Source organism: Brevundimonas sp., assembly GCF_047617075.1.
GTDB lineage: Bacteria > Pseudomonadota > Alphaproteobacteria > Caulobacterales > Caulobacteraceae > Brevundimonas.
On record NZ_JBLGCI010000001.1, the window covers coordinates 354,370 to 369,174 of the forward strand.

Sequence of the window (14,805 nt, forward strand, 5' to 3'; positions counted from 1 at the left end):
TTGCGCGCGGATTCGGCGTAACTCGCGCCGAGACCTGAATCCTCGACCCCGGAGTGAGCATGCCCGCGCAATTCCATACCCGTGTCCGTGCCGAACTGGACTCCATCGACCAGCAGGGCCTGACCAAGCCCGAGCGGGTGATCGCCTCGCGCCAGGGGCCGGTCATCACCGTGGCGGGGCGCGAGGTGCTGAACTTCTGCGCCAACAACTATCTGGGTCTGGGCGGCGACGAGCGCGTGGCCCAGGCGGGTATCGCGGCCACCGAACGCTGGGGCTCGGGCACGGCCTCGGTGCGCTTCATCTGCGGCACGCTGGAGATCCACAAGGAGCTGGAGGCCGCCATCGCGGGCTATCTGGGCTTCGAGGACGCGATCCTGTTCGCCGCCGCCTTCGACGCCAACGGCGGCATCTTCGAGCCGTTGTTCGGGGAGGAGGACGCCATCGTCTCCGACAGCCTGAACCACGCCTCCATCATCGATGGCGTGCGGCTGTGCAAGGCGAAACGCTACCGCTTCGCCAACTCGGACATGGACGATCTTGAGGCGAAGCTGAAGGAGGCCCGCGCCGCCGGGGCCCGGGACATCATCATCGCCACCGACGGCGCGTTCTCGATGGACGGCTACATCGCCCGGTTGCAGGACATCCGCGTGCTGGCCGATAAGTATGACGCCCTGATCATGGTGGACGACTGCCACGCCACGGGGTTCCTGGGCGAAAAGGGCAAGGGTTCCTACGCCCATCACGGGGTCCAGGTGGACTTCGTCACCGGCACCTTCGGCAAGGCGCTGGGCGGGGCCATGGGCGGCTTCATCTGCGCCACCACGGAGGTGGTCCAGCTGCTGAAGCAGCGGGCGCGGCCCTATCTGTTCTCCAACGCCCTGTCGCCCGCCGTGTGCGGCTCCAGCCTCGAGGCCATCCGCATCGCCCAGGGCGATGAAGGCGACAAGCTGCGCGCGCAACTGGCCGCCAACGCCGCGCGCTTCCGCAGCGCCATGACCGAGGCTGGCTTCGACCTGCTGCCCGGCGAGCACCCGATCATCCCGGTGATGCTGGGCGACGCCAAGCTGGCCCAGGACTTCGCCGCGCGCATGCTGGAGCTGGGCGTCTATGTGATCGGGTTCTCGTTCCCGGTCGTGCCGCGCGGCGCCGCCCGCATCCGCACCCAGATGTCGGCCGCCCACACCTTTGACCACATTGACCAGGCGGTCGAAGCCTTCACCACGGCGGGCAGGGAGCTTGGGGTTATCTGACCTCGCCGACCGACACCCAAGGACTCAGGAAGACCACATGACCCAGACCATGAAGGCCCTCGCCAAGACCCGGCCCGCCGAAGGGCTCGAGCTGATCGACGCGCCGGTGCCCGAGGCGGGCCCCGAGGACGTGCTGATCCGCGTCCAGCGCACGGCCATCTGCGGCACCGATATCCACATCTGGAACTGGGACGAGTGGTCCCAGAAGAACGTGCCTGTTCCCATGATCACCGGCCACGAGTTCTCCGGCGAAATCGTCGCCGTGGGCAAGGACGTGGATCGTCCCATCAAGATCGGCCAGCGGGTCTCGGTTGAGGGCCACGTTATTGACCTGAACAGTGAGGCGGCGCGCGCCGGCCATTTCCACCTGGACCCGGCCACTCGCGGCATCGGCGTGAACCGTCAGGGCGGCTTCGCCGAGTTCGTCGTGGCCCCCGCCTTCAACGTCATCGAGCTGCCCGACGAGGTGCCGTGGGAGATCGGCTCCATCCTCGACCCGTTCGGCAATGCGGTGCACACGGCGCAGCAGTTCGACCTGCTGGGCGAGGACGTGCTGGTCACCGGCGCGGGCCCCATCGGCATGATGGCCGCCGCCGTGGCCCGTCACGCGGGCGCGCGCACCGTGGTGCTGACCGACATCAATGACTTCCGGCTGGAGCTGGCGCAAAAGGTGGCGCCGGGCGTGCGCACGGTGAACACCACGAAGGAAGACCTGCACGACGTGATCCACGAGCTGGGCATGAAGGTGGGCTTCGATGTGGCGCTGGAGATGTCCGGCTCGCCCATCGCCTTCAAACAGTGCGTCGACACCCTGATCATGGGCGGCGGCATGGCCATGCTGGGCATTCCGTCAAAGCCCATGGAGACCGACTGGGGCGCCATCATCCTCAAGGCCCTGACCATCAAGGGCGTCTACGGGCGCGAGATGTTCACCACCTGGCGCAAGATGCTGGGCCTGCTCAAGGCCGGCCTGGACCTGACCCCGCTGATCACCCACCAGCTGCCCTACGATCGCTTCGAGGAAGGCTTCGAGGCCATGAAGTCGGGCCAGTCGGGCAAGGTGGTTCTGGACTGGTCGAAAATCCGCTAAACCTTCTCCTCCCCATTCATGGGGAGGGGGACCGCGCGGGCGACTCAGCCCGCGTGGTGGAGGGGGCGGCTCGATGTTACCGGATCAAGTCGCCAATCCCCTTTCATCCCGCACCGCACCCTCCGTCACGGGCGCTGAACCGCGCCCGCGCCACCTCCCCATCTCGAGTGATGGGAAGGAGATTTGACCTCACGACGCGCGGCGCCAGTCTTCGGGCGGCGTGAACCCGTACGCCCAGGCTCCGGCGTTGTCGCGCCGGGCGGCGCGCTCCTCCAGCACATAGCGCTGCGAATAGCGGGTGTAGGCCACTGCGTGGCCCCGGCGGACCTGGGCGGCGCCCAGGTCCTGACCGCCGGCGTGGCACACGGCGACGATGCGGCCATAGCGGTCGCGGTCCATCTCGGCGCAGTCCACGGATCGGCCGCCCACCAGAGTGCGCAGGGCGTCCGCCGAAGCCCGACCGCAGGCATGGCCGCCGCACATCTGGCGGGTCTCGAAGGCGTCCACGCCGTGCAGGCGAATACGCTGGCCGCCGATCTCCAGCCCGTCGCCGTCCACGATACGGGCGGGGCCGGAAATGTCGCCGGTGGCGGGCGCATCGGCGGCGGGCGCGGGCAGGGGCGGCAGGTCGGTCGTCAGCGCCGCGTCCACCCAGTCCGGTTTCAGGATCACGGCCACCGAGACGACGGCGGCCACGATGACGCCGCGCTCAAGCGGGCTCAGGCGGCGAAAACGGCGACGGCGAAAGGAAAAGGCGCGGCTCATCCCGGCAGGATGGCCGCGCCATGGTTAGGGCTTCGTCATTGCGGATGGTGAACGCTCAGACGTCCAGGATCGGCGTGAAACCGCCATAGATCATGCGCTTGCCGTCGAAGGGCATTTCCATGTTCTGCATGCGCGGGTCCTCCATCATCTTCGCCCAGCCGGCGTCGCGGGTCGCCTTGTCGGGCCAGGTGATCCACGAGAAGACCACGCTCTCGCCGTCCTTGCGCTGAACCGAGCGGCGGAAGTCGGTGACCTTGCCGTCGGGCACGTCGTCCTCCCAGCATTCGACGATGCGCTCCGCCCCGAACTCCTTGAAGATGCCGGCGGCGAATTTGGCGTGTTCCAGATAGGCGTCCTTCTTGTCGTCCGGCACGGCGGCGAGGAATCCGTCAACGTAGGCCATGGGTCGTCTCCTTTGGATGGTGGGGTCAGGCGTCGGCGGCGGCCCGCTCCAGGGCGGCGATGTCGATCTTCTGCATGGACATCATGGCCTGAAAGGCGGCCCGTGCGCGGGCGGGGTTCGGATCGTTGTAGAAGTCCATCAGGCGGCGGGGAATTATCTGCCAGCTGACGCCCCAGCGGTCCTTGCACCAGCCGCACTGGCTTTCGGCGCCGCCGTTCCCGACGATGGCGTCCCACAGGCGGTCGGTTTCGGCCTGATCGTCCGTCATGATCATGAAGGACACGGCCTCGGTCTGGGGAAAGATCGGCCCGCCGTTGAGGCCCAGATAGGGTCGGCCAGCGAGGGTGAACTCGACCATCAGCTCGGCGCCCTCGGGTGAGGACGGGTTGTCGGCCGGACTGGCGTGAACCCGGTCGACGCGGCTGTCGGGCAGGCCCAGCGAGACATAGAACGCGGCCGCCTTGCTGGCCTCACCCTTGTCGTACCAGATGCAGGGGATGATCTTGTCGGTCATTGGAGGTCTCCGGTCAGCGGTTGATCTCGGCGCGGCGTTTCACTTCGTCCTCCGATGGCGTCTCCATGGCGAAGGAGCCGCTGGAAACATCGCCCGCACGCTCATATCGGGCGACCACGACGCCCGTGCTCGTGGTGCGCGAGCCTTCCAGTTTGAGGCCCGCCGGCGCCGCCTCGCCGCCGAACAGTCGCTTTCCGCGACCGAGCACGACCGGGAAGATCAGCAGGGTGAACTGGTCCACCAGATCGGCCTTCAGCAGCGACTGGATCAACTCTGCGGAGCCCTGGGTCAGCAGGTCGGGGCCGTCCTCGGCCTTCAGCGCCCGCACGGCCTCGACGGCGTCCGGCCCGATGGCATGGCTGTTGGTCCAGTCCAGCGGGCGCGGCGAGCGGGTGGCCACATATTTGGGCATGGCGTTCAGGGCGTCGGCGAAGGCGTCCGACTGGTGCGGCCAGTGGGCGGCGAAGATGTCGTAGGTCTTGCGACCCAGCAGCAGGGCCTTCGGCCCGGCGAAGAAGCGATCCACCTCCTCGCCCAGCGCCTCGTCGAAATGGGGGACGACCCAGCCGCCGTGGGCGAAGCCGCCCGAGCGGTCTTCCTCCGGCCCGCCCGGCGCCTGCATGACGCCGTCCAGGCTGACGAAGGCGGCCACGTGGAGCTTGCGCATGGCTCAGGCCCCCGCGGTCTCGAGCGCCCCGGCGCCTTGCTCGGCGGCGGCCGGGTCCATCCACATGACTTCCCAGATGTGGCCGTCGGGGTCGGCGTAGCTGCGGCCGTACATGACGCCGAAATCCTGGGTCGGGGTCGGATCGCCCAGGCCTCCCGCGCCGGTGGCCGCCTTGACGGCGGTGTCCACCGCCTCGCGACTTTCCTCCGATACGCACAGCAGCACCTGGGCGCTCTTCTTCGCATCCGGGATGGCCCGGTCGGTGAAGGTGCGCCACTTGTCGTGGGTCAGCAGCATGACGTGGATCACGTCGGACACCACCATGCAGGCGGCGGTGTCGTCCGAGAACATGGGGTTCTTCACCGCGCCGACGGCTTCATAGAAGGCGATGGAGCGATTGAGGTCGGCGACGGGCAGGTTGATGAAGATCATCCGGGTCATTGGGTTCTCCGTTCGTCTCTGTGGACACCCTGCGCCGGATAGTTATAAGATGCAAGCATGAAGTTAGAAAAAATAACTAAGCAGTCCGGACGGGTTTATAACGACGCCTGCGGCACCGCCCACGGGCTGGAGCTGATCGGCGAGCGCTGGGCGCTGCTGGTGGTGCGCGAGCTGATGCTGGGGCCAAAGCGGTTCGGGGATCTGAAGGCCGACCTGATGGGCATCAGCGCCAATGTGCTGACCCAGCGGCTTGAGCGGCTGGAGGCCGTCGGCATCGTTACCCGCCGCAAGCTGCCGCCGCCCGCCTCGGTGCAGGTCTATGACTTGACCGACTGGGGCCGCGAGGCCGAGCCCATCATCATGACCCTGGGGCGCTGGGCGGCGCGGTCGCCGGGCCACGATCCGACCCTGCCGCTGAGCGGGGTGTCCATGATGCTGTCGCTCCGCACCATGATCGACAGCAAGAAGGCGGGAGACATGCGTCTGGACGCGGGCTTCGTCTTCGGCGACGAAACCTATCGCGCGCGGCTGGCGGACGGGGAGTTGGTGGTTGCGCGGGGCGAGGTTGAGGGCGCGGACTTCGTCATCACCGCCGCGCCCGAGATGACCGCCGCCGCCGTCTATGGCGATCAGCCCCTGACGGCGATGGAGGCGGGGGGGGCGCTTGTTCTGACGGGGGACAAGGCCCTGGCCCAGCGGTTCATCGACCTTTACGCCCTGCCGCCCAAGGCGGGGACATAAGGCTTACGTCCGCTCAAGCACCTCGCGGCGCAGGGGCGACACCGCGGCGGCCAGGGCGTCCTCGTCGCCCTCGTGCTCGATCAGGCTGGTGATGCGGCGGCCCATGTCCAGAAGCCAGGCCGGGCGCTGGTTGGTCAACCCGTCCGCGACGGCGGGATCGTCGCCGGACCAGGCGAGCAGGGCGCGGATGCTTTCCCTCGCCTGATCCAGCGGATTGGGGTCCGCGTCGATGCGCCCGGCGCCGCCCGCCCACTGCACCGCCTGCACGATCTGGTCGCGGAAGCGCGGGTCGCTCCATGTGGAGGGGGTGTGGCCCAGGTTGGTGTAGAACAGCCGCCCGTGGCCGATCTGGCGTACCCAGGTCACCGGCACGGCCCACGGCCGCTTCGTCGGGGTGCGCGCCATGTCGAGGCTCTGCAGCACCCGCACCCAGGTCGGGTCGAACTCCTGAAACTGATAGATCTCTTCGCGATAATCGAAGGCGTCCGGCCACATGCCCACGGTGGGGTGGTCGCCGTGGGTGCGCACGCGGATCGGGTCGCCCTGATTCCACGGATGGCCCGCGAAGTCGCCGCCGACCATGCCGACCCAGGCCTCGCGCCCGCCGGGGAAATCCAGTCCCGTGTCGGCGGCGCTGTGCAGACCCACGAAGCCGCCCCGGCCCGAGGCGAGCCACGCCTGAACGGCTTGCCACGACTGCTGCGAAATGGGCAGGGCGCCGGTGGTGTAGGCCACCAGCACATCCACATCGGCCAGCAGGGCGGGGGTGATCTGCGAGGCATCCTGGGTCGCCCGGGTGGTGAAGGCGCCGGACGCGCGCCCGATCTCGGTCATGGCCAGTTCCGACATGGCCAGGCCGCCGTCATCCGGCCGGGCCACCGGGTCATGCAGCCATCCGACCGACTGGCTGAGATACAGCACCCGCTGGGCCCGGCGGGGCCGGGCTTGAACGATCGAGGGCGCGGCCAGGGCGGCGGCGCCGACGCCCAGCAACGCCTGACGGCGATGGATCATTGGTGTCCTCCCTTGGGGAGGAGTCTAACCCTGCCCGGAGCACCGGCCTAGGCTCAGTGCATTTCCATTGTCGTCATTCCCGGCCTTGTGCCGGGAATCCATACGCGCGGCGCGTTCCGAATGGGCCTTGAAGTGTCGACGTCTATGGATCGCCGGGACAAGCCCGGCGATGACGGAAGCTCTCATTTTGTGGGCGCGTCGGCCAAACTAGACCGTCTTGTCCAGCAGGGTCCCGAGCATCTCGTCGGCGGTGCGGATGACCACCGCGTTGGCCTTGAAGGCGTGCTCGGCCGTGATCCGCTCCACCGTCTCTTCGGCCAGATTATCCAGCGGCGCGGCGGCCGTGCGGCGCGCGGAGGCGTCGAAGCGTTCGGCGGCGGACATCATCCCGGCGGCGGCGATGGACAGGGCCTGCATGGCGGTCTCCTCTGATCCCGCCACCCTGACGCGGCGAGGTGACCGGACCGTTCAGGAACAGGGTGAATCCATAAGTGAACGCAATACCGCCGCTATTCGTGTATAGATGCCCGCTCTCCAACGCCCGGCCCGGTGCAATACCGGCCGGGCGCGGTCGTTTCCACGGCCGCCCAAGTCAAGATTCAGGTTTCCAATGCCCTTTCCCGCCATTCACCCCGCGCTTGACCGCGCGCTCGTCCAGCGCGGCTACGCCGAACCCACCGCCGTGCAGGACGCGGTTCTGGAAGCGGGGCTGACCGAGGCCGACCTGCTGGTCTCGGCCCAGACGGGCTCGGGCAAGACGGTGGCCTTTGGTCTGGCGGCGGCCCCGACCCTGCTTGGCGAGGCCGAGCGCTTCGGCCAGACCCGCAATCCGCTGGCGCTGGTGATCGCGCCCACGCGCGAACTGGCCATGCAGGTGGCGACCGAACTGACCTGGCTCTACGCCGACGCCGGCGCGCGCATCGTCACCTGTGTCGGCGGCATGGACGCGCGTCAGGAAGCCCGCGCCCTGAACGTCGGCGCCCACATCGTGGTGGGCACGCCCGGCCGCCTGAAGGACCACATCGACCGTCGCAATCTGGACCTGTCGGCCCTGAAGGTCGTGGTGCTCGATGAAGCCGACGAGATGCTGGACATGGGCTTCCGCGAGGACCTGGAGTTCATTCTGGAGCAGGCGCCGTCCGAGCGCCGCACCCTGCTGTTCTCGGCCACCATCGCCCGCGAAATCGCCACCATGGCGAAGAAGTATCAGCGCGACGCAGTGCGCATCGACACCACCAACCGCAGCCAGCCGCACGGCGACATCGAATACCGCGCCATGCGCATCGCGCCGAACCAGATCGAGCACGCGGTGGTCAATGTGCTGCGCTTCTTCGAGGCGCCGGGCGCCCTGGTGTTCTGTTCCACCCGCGAGGCGGTCAAGCACCTACAGGCGGCGCTGCGCGAGCGGGGCTTTTCCTCGGTGGGCCTGTCGGGCGAGCTGAGCCAGCGCGAGCGCACCGATGCGCTGCAGGCCCTGCGCGACGGTCATGCGCGGGTGTGCGTGGCCACCGACGTAGCGGCGCGCGGTCTGGACCTGCCCGATCTGGGTCTGGTCATCCACGCCGAACTGCCTGTCAACAAGGCCACCCTGCTGCACCGTTCGGGACGCACCGGGCGGGCGGGCAAGAAGGGCGTGTCCGTCCTGCTGGTCCCGTCCACCCGTCGTCGCAAGGCCGAGATGCTGCTGGGCTCCGCCGGTCTGGACGCCACCTGGAGCGCCGCGCCGGGCGCCGACGAGATTTTGGCCAAGGACGAGGAGCGCCTGCTGGCCACCCCGATCTTCGACCAGACGGTGACGGACGAGGACTTCGCCCTGGCCCGGAAGTTCGCCGCCGAGCGTACGCCGGAGGAGCTGGCCTGCGCCCTGGTTCGCCTGATGCGCAAGGAAATGCCGGCCCCCGAGGATCTGACTGATCCGGGCGAGGGACCGCGCGGACGGCGCGAGCCCGGCGCGGCGCCGAACGGCTCCGCCTGGCCCACAGACCGGCTGCAGCCCGATGAGGTGACCTGGTTCCGCGCCGACATCGGCCGCCAGAAGAACGCCGACCCTAAATGGCTGATCCCGCTGATCTGCCGTCTGGGCGGGATCACCAAGAAGGACATCGGCTCGATCCGCGTGTTCCCCGACGAGACGCGGTTCGAGATCGCCCTGTCGGCCCAGGCCGGGTTCCTCGCCTCGGTCAAGGCGGCCAAGGGCGCCGAGGTGGCCATCACCCCGTCCGAGGCCCCGAACCAGGGCTTTGGCGGACCGCGCCCCAAGAAGCCGTTCAAGCGCCGCGAGAACGACAACGCCCAGAACCGCGCCGCGCCCTACCGCCCCGAGCGGACGGCCTCGGCGACGTCGGGTGGGGAGGGCGACGCCCGCCCGTTCGACCGCAAGCCCTACAAGGGCAAGCCCAAGCCCGGTTTCAAACCCGGCGCCAAGGCGGGCAAGCCGGCGTTCAAGAAGAAGCAGCGCGCCTAGATTCGCTCGAAGTCGAACACCGAAATCTGAATCGACACGCTCGCCCCCGCGCGGCATGGTCGCTCCGCTGAACGGAGCCAGACCATGTTTCACGGGGGCCATCTGAAACGGCGGATCAGCCAGTATGCGGCCCTGTGGCTGGGGGCGTTCCTGCTGTCGGGCGGGGCGATCCTGATCGCCACCCTCGGCATGGACCTTATGGTCGCGGCGGACCTGATCCTGCCGGTGATGCTGGCCCTGACCCTTCTGGCGCTGGGCGCCGGGGTGGTGCTCAGCCTGATCTCGCCGCACACCCTGGGCACCAAGCTGGCGGTGTTTCTGGGCGCCCTGATCCTGGTGCTGCCGCTGCTCTGGGCGCCGGTGTCGGCGGCGGTGGTGATCGCCTTCTTCGCCGACCGGTCCATCGAATATTCCACCGTCTATGCCGACTTCCGCATCGGGATCAGCCGGGTGCTGTATCCCGCCACGGCGGCCCTGTTCGGCGGCGGGGCGTTCAATCTGATCTGGGGCGTGTTCCAGGCGGTGGCCAGCTTCATCGGCTTCGTGGCGGCGGTGGTGCGCATCTGGCCGCTGATCCGCCGGCTGCTGGGGCCCGAGCCCGCGTCAGACTTGCGATGACGGCGGGGCCGTCGCAAGTTCGGTCCCGGAGGAGACCATGACCCAGCCCGCAGCGGCCGAACGCTATCCGTCGTTCGAAGCCTTCTATCCCTATTACATCCACGAGCATTCCAACCGCACCTGCCGCCGCATCCATGTGGTGGGCACCGGGCTGGTGATCGTGGCCTTTGTGCTGGCGGTCGTGACCCTGAACCCGTGGTGGCTGCTGGCCATGCCGCTGATCGGCTACGGCTTTGCGTGGGTGGGGCATTTCTTCTTCGAGAAGAACCGCCCCGCCACCTTCAAATACCCCCTGTGGAGCCTGATGGGCGACTTCCGCCTGTTCTTCGAGACGGTCAGCGGGAAGCGGAAGTTCTAGATCACCCGCCCCGGCCCGGATCCTGGAAGAAATAGAGGCTCAGCGCCATCACCGCCACGGCGTCGCGGTCGGGCGAGCCTTGCGGGGCAAGTCGAAGGTGGGGCACCACGGCCAGGCTGATCTGGGCTTTTGGCCGAGCCCACATGGCAAAAACCGCCGGCGGATTGCTCCACCGGCGGCTTTCTACACGTCGTCGATTCGACAGGGGGGCTGAAACTTAATCGACGACGCGATAGCGGCCGTTTCCATCGGGGCAGGCGCGGACGTAGCGGTTTTCCACGCGGCCGTCGGGAAGACGGATGTTGCTCTCGACCAGGCGGCACTGGTCGGTGTTGTCATAGTCGCGGACCGGCTGGCCGTAGCCGTAGCCCGGGTCGCGATCCTGATAGCCGTACTCACGGTCATAGCGGTCGTCGTAGCGACGATCGTCATAGCCGTAGTCGGCCGGGTAGGCCTGGCCATAGGGCTGCGACTGGCCCGGTTGGCAGGCGGCGGTCGAGCCGGTGACGCCTGCTCCGATGGCGGCGCCGACCACGGCCCCCAGGGCGCCGCCTTCGCTGCGCACCCGGCGGCTGGCGACGCCGCGACCGGCGGCCAGGCCGACCAGGGCGCCGACCACGCCGCCCGCCAGCTGGCGCTGACGACGATCACGGACGCACTGGTCGTAATAGGGCTGGCCGCTCTCGTAGCCCTGTGAATAGCCATAGCCGTGCTGGGCCTGGTTTCCGTAGGAGGAGCCGTAGCTCTGGCCGTAAGGCTGGCCGTAGCTTTGGGCCGAGGCGGGCAGGGCGGTCGCACAGGCCGCAATGGCGGCCGCGGCGACGGCGGAATTCTTCAGGAAGGCGTTCATCGTTTCAGCTCCGTCCTTGGGGTTGCGGCGCTGAAAGGATCAGCACCCCCTTGTCGACGTCCGTTATGGCTGAACGAAGCTGAACGGCTTTTGAGCGGGCCGTTCATCTTCGTTCATGTTTCGGTTTGGGCGCGGGACGGGCTATGAGCGCGCCATGTCCGAACAAATGACCATCGCCCGCGTGGGCCACCAGGGCGACGGGATCGCCGAAACCCCCGCCGGCGCCGTCTTCGCGCCCGGAACCTTGCCCGGCGAGGTGGTGCGCGCGGTGGTCAGGGACGGCCGCGCCGAGGACATCGAAGTTCTCGAGCCCAGCGCCGACCGGGTTCCGATCCAGTCGCAGACCTACGCCGAGTGCGGGGTCGCGCCGCTGCAGCACTGGGCGAGCGCGCCCTATCTGGCGTGGAAGCGGGATCTGGTGGTCGAGACCCTGAAGCGGGAAGGCATCGAGACCGAGGTGGAGGCGACCGTGGCCACCCCGCCGGGGGTGCGCCGCCGCATCGCTCTACATGCGCGGCGCGGCGAGGATGGTCGGGTGCGGCTGGGCTTCAAGGCCCGCCGGTCGTGGCGGGTGGTGGAGCTTGAACACTGCCCCCTGTCCGAACCGCGCATCAACGCGGCCCTTCCCAGCCTGGCGGCGGTGGCGGCGCCGTTTCTGGGCGGCGCCAAGTCGGCGCCGACCCTGCATGTGACCGTGACCGACTCCGGTCTGGACGTGGACATCACCGGGGTGGAGCGCGGCGGCCGATCCGCCGACGTGGCGCAGCAGGGCGTACGCGCGGCGCGGGCGGCGGACATCGCGCGGCTGAGCATGGACGGCGAGACTCTGGTGATGATGCGCCAGCCCACCGTGCGGTTCGGCCGGGCCACTGTGCCCCTGCCCGCCGCTTCGTTCCTGCAGGCTTCGCCCGTAGCCGAGGCGGCGATGGTGGAGCGGGCCGTGGCGGCGGTGCGCGGCGCCAAACGGATTGCGGACCTGTTCTGCGGCGCGGGGACGTTCACCTTCCCGCTGGCCGAGGTTGCGCCTGTGCTGGCGGCGGACGCCTCTGCGGGGTCCATCGCGGGGCTGAAGGCCGGCGCCGGGACGGCGCAGGGGCTGAAGGGCATCGACGCCCAGGCCCGCGACCTGTTCCGCCGCCCCCTGTCGCCCCACGACTTGAAGGGCGTCGAGGCCATCGTCTTCGACCCGCCGCGCGCCGGGGCGCTGGAACAGACCCAGCAGTTCGCCGGGACCAAGTCGCTGTCGGTGGTGGTCGGGGTGTCCTGCAACCCCGTGACCTTCGCCCGCGACGCCCGGGTGCTGATCGACGCCGGCTTCGTGCTGGAGCGGGTCACCCCAATCGACCAGTTCCTGTGGTCGACCCATGTGGAGCTGGTGGGCGTGTTCCGGCGCTAAACCGACGCCACGCGGCGGTAGGTGGTCCGGCTGAAATCGCGCCAGGTGCCGTCCGTATCCTTCACGCGCCCGACTGAGCGCCGCTCGTCCGGCGAGACGATCTCGAACACGTCGTCATACTCGGTGTCGCCGCCCTTGCCCTCCATGTGCGGACCCCGGCTTCGCAGGTGCAGCTTCCCGTCCGCCTCGACCGCGCCGTCATAGGTCCAGAGCAAGGGATGCGCCCAGTGGATGAAGTCGCCGGAGGCGCGGCCGGTGTCCGGGTCGAGGGTCAACTGAAAGCGGTACTCGTCGCCTTCGATGACGATCCAGGCGCCACGGCGCGTGACGCGTTCGGTCCCTGTTTGAATTCGGTCGGCCTGATCGGGGACCGAGCGGCCCTCGAAGGTCCAGTCGCCGACCATCTGGTCCAGCCAGTCGCTCATGATGTCGTCTCCCTGATCGATCAAGGCAAGGGAGAGCGGGGTCTGTCAACATGATGGGTGCTTGCCCCCCGGCGCCGCTTGTCCCATGTGGCGGGGATGACCATTCCTCCAATCAATCCGTGGCTGTCGCTGGTGATCGCGGGCCTGCTCGAGGTGGCCTGGGCTTCGGGCTTCAAATTCGTCGGCGTGCAGCGTCCGGTGACGTCGCTGGTGGTGGGCGTGACCATGATCGCCAGCTTCTGGTTCCTGTGGCTGGCCACCCAGAAGCTGCCCATCGGCACGGCCTACGCCATCTGGACCGGCATCGGCGCGGTGGGTGCGGCGGGCGTGGGCATGCTGATCTACGGCGAGCCGGCCACCACGCTGCGGATCCTGTGCATCCTGCTGATCGTCTCCGGCATCGTGGGCCTGAAGCTGTTCTCGGGGGCGCATTAGTGCGGGGGAGGGTTCTCATCATCGCCGGGTCCGACTCCGGGGGCGGGGCGGGGGTGCAGGCGGACATCAAGGCCGTGACCATGATGGGCGGGTTCGCCGCCACGGCCATCACGGCCCTGACCATCCAGAACACCCTGGGCGTCCACGGCGTGCATCCCGTGCCTCTGGACGTGATCGCGGCCCAGGCGGACGCGGTGCTGGACGATATCGGGACCGACGCGGTCAAGACCGGCATGCTGGGCTCGGTGGAGGTGGTGCGCTGCGTGGCGGACATTCTGGACCGCGCAGGGGCCCCGGTGGTGGTGGACCCGGTGATGATCGCCAAGGGCGGCGCGTCCCTATTGGCGGACGACGCCGTGGCGGCGGTGCGCGACCTGATGGTTCCGCGCGCGGCCTTGCTGACGCCCAATGCGCCGGAGGCCGAGGCCCTGACGGGGATCGCGGTCGCCGATCTGGACGGCCAGCGGCGGGCGGGCGAGGCGCTGCTGAAACTGGGCGCGGGCGCCGTGCTGATGAAGGGCGGCCATGTGCCGGGCGAGACAGTGATGGACCTGCTGATGACCGCGCGCGGCGAAACCCTGCTGGAGGGCCCGCGCATCGAGACCCGGCACACCCACGGCACCGGCTGCACGCTTGCGAGTGCGTGCGCGGCGGGGATCGCCAGGGGCCTGCCGCTGGAGCAGGCGGTGGCGCAAGGCTGGGCCTATGTGGCCCAGGCCATCCGGCGCGCGCCGGGCCTGGGCGGCGGCCACGGGCCGCTGGACCACGGCTGGCCGCTGCGATGAGCGATCTGGAGAACCGTCTGAAGGCCATCGTGCGGGCCGATCCCGGCCTGATGCAGGTGATGACCACGGTGCGGGGGCAGGGGCTGAACGACTGGCGCATCTTTTCCGGCGCGGTCTATCAGAGCGTCTGGAACGCGCTGACGGGCAGGGCGCCGGGATACGGCATCAAGGATTATGACCTGGGCTATTTCGATCCGGATGTGTCGTGGGACGCTGAGGATGCGGTGATCCGGCGGGTGGCTGATGCGTTCGCGTCGCCGCTGCGCGAGATGGTGGAGGTCCGCAATCAGGCGCGGGTTCACCTGTGGTTCGAGGGTCGGTTCGGCGAGCCCTATGAGGCCCTGACCGGCACGGACGAGGCGCTGTCCCGGTTCGTGGCGCCGGCGTTTGCGGTGGGCGTGCGGCTGGAGGATGACGGCGAGCTCAGCGTGGCGGCGCCGTTCGGGCTGGATGACGTCTTCCACATGGTGCTGCGGCCCAATCCGAACCGGCCCAGGGCGAAGGGGTGGGCGAAGGCGGTGGAGAACGCCCGCGCCCGTTGGCCTGAAATCCGGGTATTGGAGTCCTGACAGCGAAACGGCGCGGCCTT

At 68.8% G+C, this 14,805-nt stretch carries 20 protein-coding genes; 10 read left to right on the plus strand and 10 right to left on the minus strand.

Translation table 11 applies throughout. The annotated features are described in order from the left end of the window. Positions 1-59: 59 nt before the first annotated feature. The gene (locus ACI8U3_RS01715) at positions 60-1,250 is read left to right on the plus strand and encodes a glycine C-acetyltransferase (RefSeq protein ID WP_415013130.1); all 1,191 of its coding nucleotides are present in this window, start codon (positions 60-62) and stop codon (positions 1,248-1,250) included. Between the two features lie 49 nt (positions 1,251-1,299). After that, a complete protein-coding gene (tdh, locus tag ACI8U3_RS01720) occupies positions 1,300-2,340 on the plus strand; it encodes an L-threonine 3-dehydrogenase (protein WP_415013184.1) in 1,041 nt (346 codons plus the stop codon). Positions 2,341-2,529: 189 nt separating this feature from the next. Here tdh and ACI8U3_RS01725 read toward each other — a convergent pair whose 3' ends face one another. The 5 genes from ACI8U3_RS01725 to ACI8U3_RS01745 form a co-directional block, all read right to left on the minus strand. Continuing rightward, on the minus strand, positions 2,530-3,036 hold the full coding sequence (locus ACI8U3_RS01725) for a thermonuclease family protein (protein WP_415013131.1): 507 nt from the start codon (positions 3,034-3,036) through the stop codon (positions 2,530-2,532). Between the two features lie 124 nt (positions 3,037-3,160). Then, positions 3,161-3,508, minus strand: a complete 348-nt coding sequence (locus tag ACI8U3_RS01730) for a DUF1428 domain-containing protein (protein WP_415013132.1) — start codon at positions 3,506-3,508, stop codon at positions 3,161-3,163. Positions 3,509-3,533: 25 nt separating this feature from the next. After that, positions 3,534-4,022, minus strand: a complete 489-nt coding sequence (locus ACI8U3_RS01735; protein ID WP_415013133.1) for a VOC family protein — start codon at positions 4,020-4,022, stop codon at positions 3,534-3,536. A gap of 13 nt (positions 4,023-4,035) precedes the next feature. After that, positions 4,036-4,689 (minus strand): dihydrofolate reductase family protein, encoded by a 654-nt coding sequence (locus ACI8U3_RS01740; RefSeq protein ID WP_415013134.1) that lies wholly within the window; start codon positions 4,687-4,689, stop codon positions 4,036-4,038. A gap of 3 nt (positions 4,690-4,692) precedes the next feature. Next, positions 4,693-5,130, minus strand: coding sequence for a VOC family protein (locus ACI8U3_RS01745; RefSeq protein ID WP_415013135.1), 438 nt, complete (start codon positions 5,128-5,130; stop codon positions 4,693-4,695). Between the two features lie 57 nt (positions 5,131-5,187). Here ACI8U3_RS01745 and ACI8U3_RS01750 point away from each other — a divergent pair, with 57 nt between their 5' ends. Continuing rightward, a complete protein-coding gene (locus ACI8U3_RS01750) occupies positions 5,188-5,871 on the plus strand; it encodes a winged helix-turn-helix transcriptional regulator (protein WP_415013136.1) in 684 nt (227 codons plus the stop codon). A gap of 3 nt (positions 5,872-5,874) precedes the next feature. Here the strand turns inward: ACI8U3_RS01750 and ACI8U3_RS01755 are convergent, their stop codons facing one another. Next, positions 5,875-6,885: a ThuA domain-containing protein gene (locus tag ACI8U3_RS01755; protein ID WP_415013137.1), complete on the minus strand. Its 1,011-nt coding sequence runs from the start codon at positions 6,883-6,885 to the stop codon at positions 5,875-5,877. Positions 6,886-7,092: 207 nt separating this feature from the next. Beyond that, positions 7,093-7,302: a flagellar basal body rod C-terminal domain-containing protein gene (locus ACI8U3_RS01760; protein WP_415013138.1), complete on the minus strand. Its 210-nt coding sequence runs from the start codon at positions 7,300-7,302 to the stop codon at positions 7,093-7,095. Positions 7,303-7,495: 193 nt separating this feature from the next. On the opposite strand from ACI8U3_RS01760, the gene ACI8U3_RS01765 reads away from it, so the two are divergent. The 3 genes from ACI8U3_RS01765 (at position 7,496) to ACI8U3_RS01775 (ending at position 10,325) form a co-directional block, all read left to right on the plus strand. Beyond that, positions 7,496-9,349 carry a DEAD/DEAH box helicase gene (locus ACI8U3_RS01765; protein ID WP_415013139.1) on the plus strand — a complete coding sequence of 618 codons (1,854 nt, stop codon included), beginning with the start codon at positions 7,496-7,498 and terminating at the stop codon, positions 9,347-9,349. An 84-nt stretch (positions 9,350-9,433) separates the two neighbouring features. Further along, positions 9,434-9,967, plus strand: coding sequence for a hypothetical protein (locus ACI8U3_RS01770; protein WP_415013140.1), 534 nt, complete (start codon positions 9,434-9,436; stop codon positions 9,965-9,967). A 37-nt stretch (positions 9,968-10,004) separates the two neighbouring features. Beyond that, positions 10,005-10,325, plus strand: a complete 321-nt coding sequence (locus tag ACI8U3_RS01775; protein WP_415013141.1) for an Mpo1-like protein — start codon at positions 10,005-10,007, stop codon at positions 10,323-10,325. Position 10,326: 1 nt separating this feature from the next. Here ACI8U3_RS01775 and ACI8U3_RS01780 read toward each other — a convergent pair whose 3' ends face one another. Further along, complete coding sequence (locus ACI8U3_RS01780) at positions 10,327-10,470, minus strand: hypothetical protein (protein ID WP_415013142.1); 144 nt, start codon at positions 10,468-10,470, stop codon at positions 10,327-10,329. A gap of 72 nt (positions 10,471-10,542) precedes the next feature. Then, a complete protein-coding gene (locus tag ACI8U3_RS01785; protein WP_415013143.1) occupies positions 10,543-11,175 on the minus strand; it encodes a hypothetical protein in 633 nt (210 codons plus the stop codon). A gap of 154 nt (positions 11,176-11,329) precedes the next feature. On the opposite strand from ACI8U3_RS01785, the gene ACI8U3_RS01790 reads away from it, so the two are divergent. Then, positions 11,330-12,571 carry a class I SAM-dependent RNA methyltransferase gene (locus ACI8U3_RS01790; RefSeq protein ID WP_415013144.1) on the plus strand — a complete coding sequence of 414 codons (1,242 nt, stop codon included), beginning with the start codon at positions 11,330-11,332 and terminating at the stop codon, positions 12,569-12,571. Here ACI8U3_RS01790 and ACI8U3_RS01795 read toward each other — a convergent pair. Continuing rightward, entirely contained in the window at positions 12,568-12,996 is a 429-nt protein-coding gene (locus ACI8U3_RS01795; protein ID WP_415013145.1) for a DUF1579 family protein, read from the minus strand. The two genes, ACI8U3_RS01790 and ACI8U3_RS01795, sit on opposite strands and share 4 nt — an antisense overlap. Before the next feature lie 96 nt (positions 12,997-13,092). Here ACI8U3_RS01795 and ACI8U3_RS01800 point away from each other — a divergent pair, with 96 nt between their 5' ends. From ACI8U3_RS01800 to ACI8U3_RS01810, 3 genes are read left to right on the plus strand one after another with little or no spacing between them, the layout of a single operon-like run. After that, positions 13,093-13,431: a DMT family transporter gene (locus ACI8U3_RS01800; RefSeq protein WP_415013146.1), complete on the plus strand. Its 339-nt coding sequence runs from the start codon at positions 13,093-13,095 to the stop codon at positions 13,429-13,431. Continuing rightward, entirely contained in the window at positions 13,431-14,216 is a 786-nt protein-coding gene (thiD, locus tag ACI8U3_RS01805; protein ID WP_415013147.1) for a bifunctional hydroxymethylpyrimidine kinase/phosphomethylpyrimidine kinase, read from the plus strand. The genes ACI8U3_RS01800 and thiD overlap by 1 nt, the downstream gene beginning before the upstream one ends. Beyond that, positions 14,213-14,785, plus strand: a complete 573-nt coding sequence (locus ACI8U3_RS01810) for a nucleotidyltransferase family protein (protein WP_415013148.1) — start codon at positions 14,213-14,215, stop codon at positions 14,783-14,785. Before thiD ends, ACI8U3_RS01810 begins: the two co-directional genes overlap by 4 nt. Positions 14,786-14,805: the final 20 nt, after the last annotated feature.

Coding starts and splice junctions, on each gene's coding strand:
- ACI8U3_RS01745 (WP_415013135.1), bottom strand. CDS start 5,130: ATGACCCGGATGATCTTCATCAACCTGCCCGTCGCCGACCTCAATCGC.
- ACI8U3_RS01760 (WP_415013138.1), bottom strand. CDS start 7,302: ATGCAGGCCCTGTCCATCGCCGCCGCCGGGATGATGTCCGCCGCCGAA.
- ACI8U3_RS01750 (WP_415013136.1), top strand. CDS start 5,188: ATGAAGTTAGAAAAAATAACTAAGCAGTCCGGACGGGTTTATAACGAC.
- ACI8U3_RS01755 (WP_415013137.1), bottom strand. CDS start 6,885: ATGATCCATCGCCGTCAGGCGTTGCTGGGCGTCGGCGCCGCCGCCCTG.
- ACI8U3_RS01775 (WP_415013141.1), top strand. CDS start 10,005: ATGACCCAGCCCGCAGCGGCCGAACGCTATCCGTCGTTCGAAGCCTTC.
- ACI8U3_RS01810 (WP_415013148.1), top strand. CDS start 14,213: ATGAGCGATCTGGAGAACCGTCTGAAGGCCATCGTGCGGGCCGATCCC.
- ACI8U3_RS01770 (WP_415013140.1), top strand. CDS start 9,434: ATGTTTCACGGGGGCCATCTGAAACGGCGGATCAGCCAGTATGCGGCC.
- ACI8U3_RS01730 (WP_415013132.1), bottom strand. CDS start 3,508: ATGGCCTACGTTGACGGATTCCTCGCCGCCGTGCCGGACGACAAGAAG.
- tdh (WP_415013184.1), top strand. CDS start 1,300: ATGAAGGCCCTCGCCAAGACCCGGCCCGCCGAAGGGCTCGAGCTGATC.
- ACI8U3_RS01740 (WP_415013134.1), bottom strand. CDS start 4,689: ATGCGCAAGCTCCACGTGGCCGCCTTCGTCAGCCTGGACGGCGTCATG.
- ACI8U3_RS01765 (WP_415013139.1), top strand. CDS start 7,496: ATGCCCTTTCCCGCCATTCACCCCGCGCTTGACCGCGCGCTCGTCCAG.
- ACI8U3_RS01800 (WP_415013146.1), top strand. CDS start 13,093: ATGACCATTCCTCCAATCAATCCGTGGCTGTCGCTGGTGATCGCGGGC.
- ACI8U3_RS01795 (WP_415013145.1), bottom strand. CDS start 12,996: ATGAGCGACTGGCTGGACCAGATGGTCGGCGACTGGACCTTCGAGGGC.
- ACI8U3_RS01735 (WP_415013133.1), bottom strand. CDS start 4,022: ATGACCGACAAGATCATCCCCTGCATCTGGTACGACAAGGGTGAGGCC.
- ACI8U3_RS01715 (WP_415013130.1), top strand. CDS start 60: ATGCCCGCGCAATTCCATACCCGTGTCCGTGCCGAACTGGACTCCATC.
- ACI8U3_RS01790 (WP_415013144.1), top strand. CDS start 11,330: ATGTCCGAACAAATGACCATCGCCCGCGTGGGCCACCAGGGCGACGGG.
- ACI8U3_RS01780 (WP_415013142.1), bottom strand. CDS start 10,470: ATGTGGGCTCGGCCAAAAGCCCAGATCAGCCTGGCCGTGGTGCCCCAC.
- ACI8U3_RS01785 (WP_415013143.1), bottom strand. CDS start 11,175: ATGAACGCCTTCCTGAAGAATTCCGCCGTCGCCGCGGCCGCCATTGCG.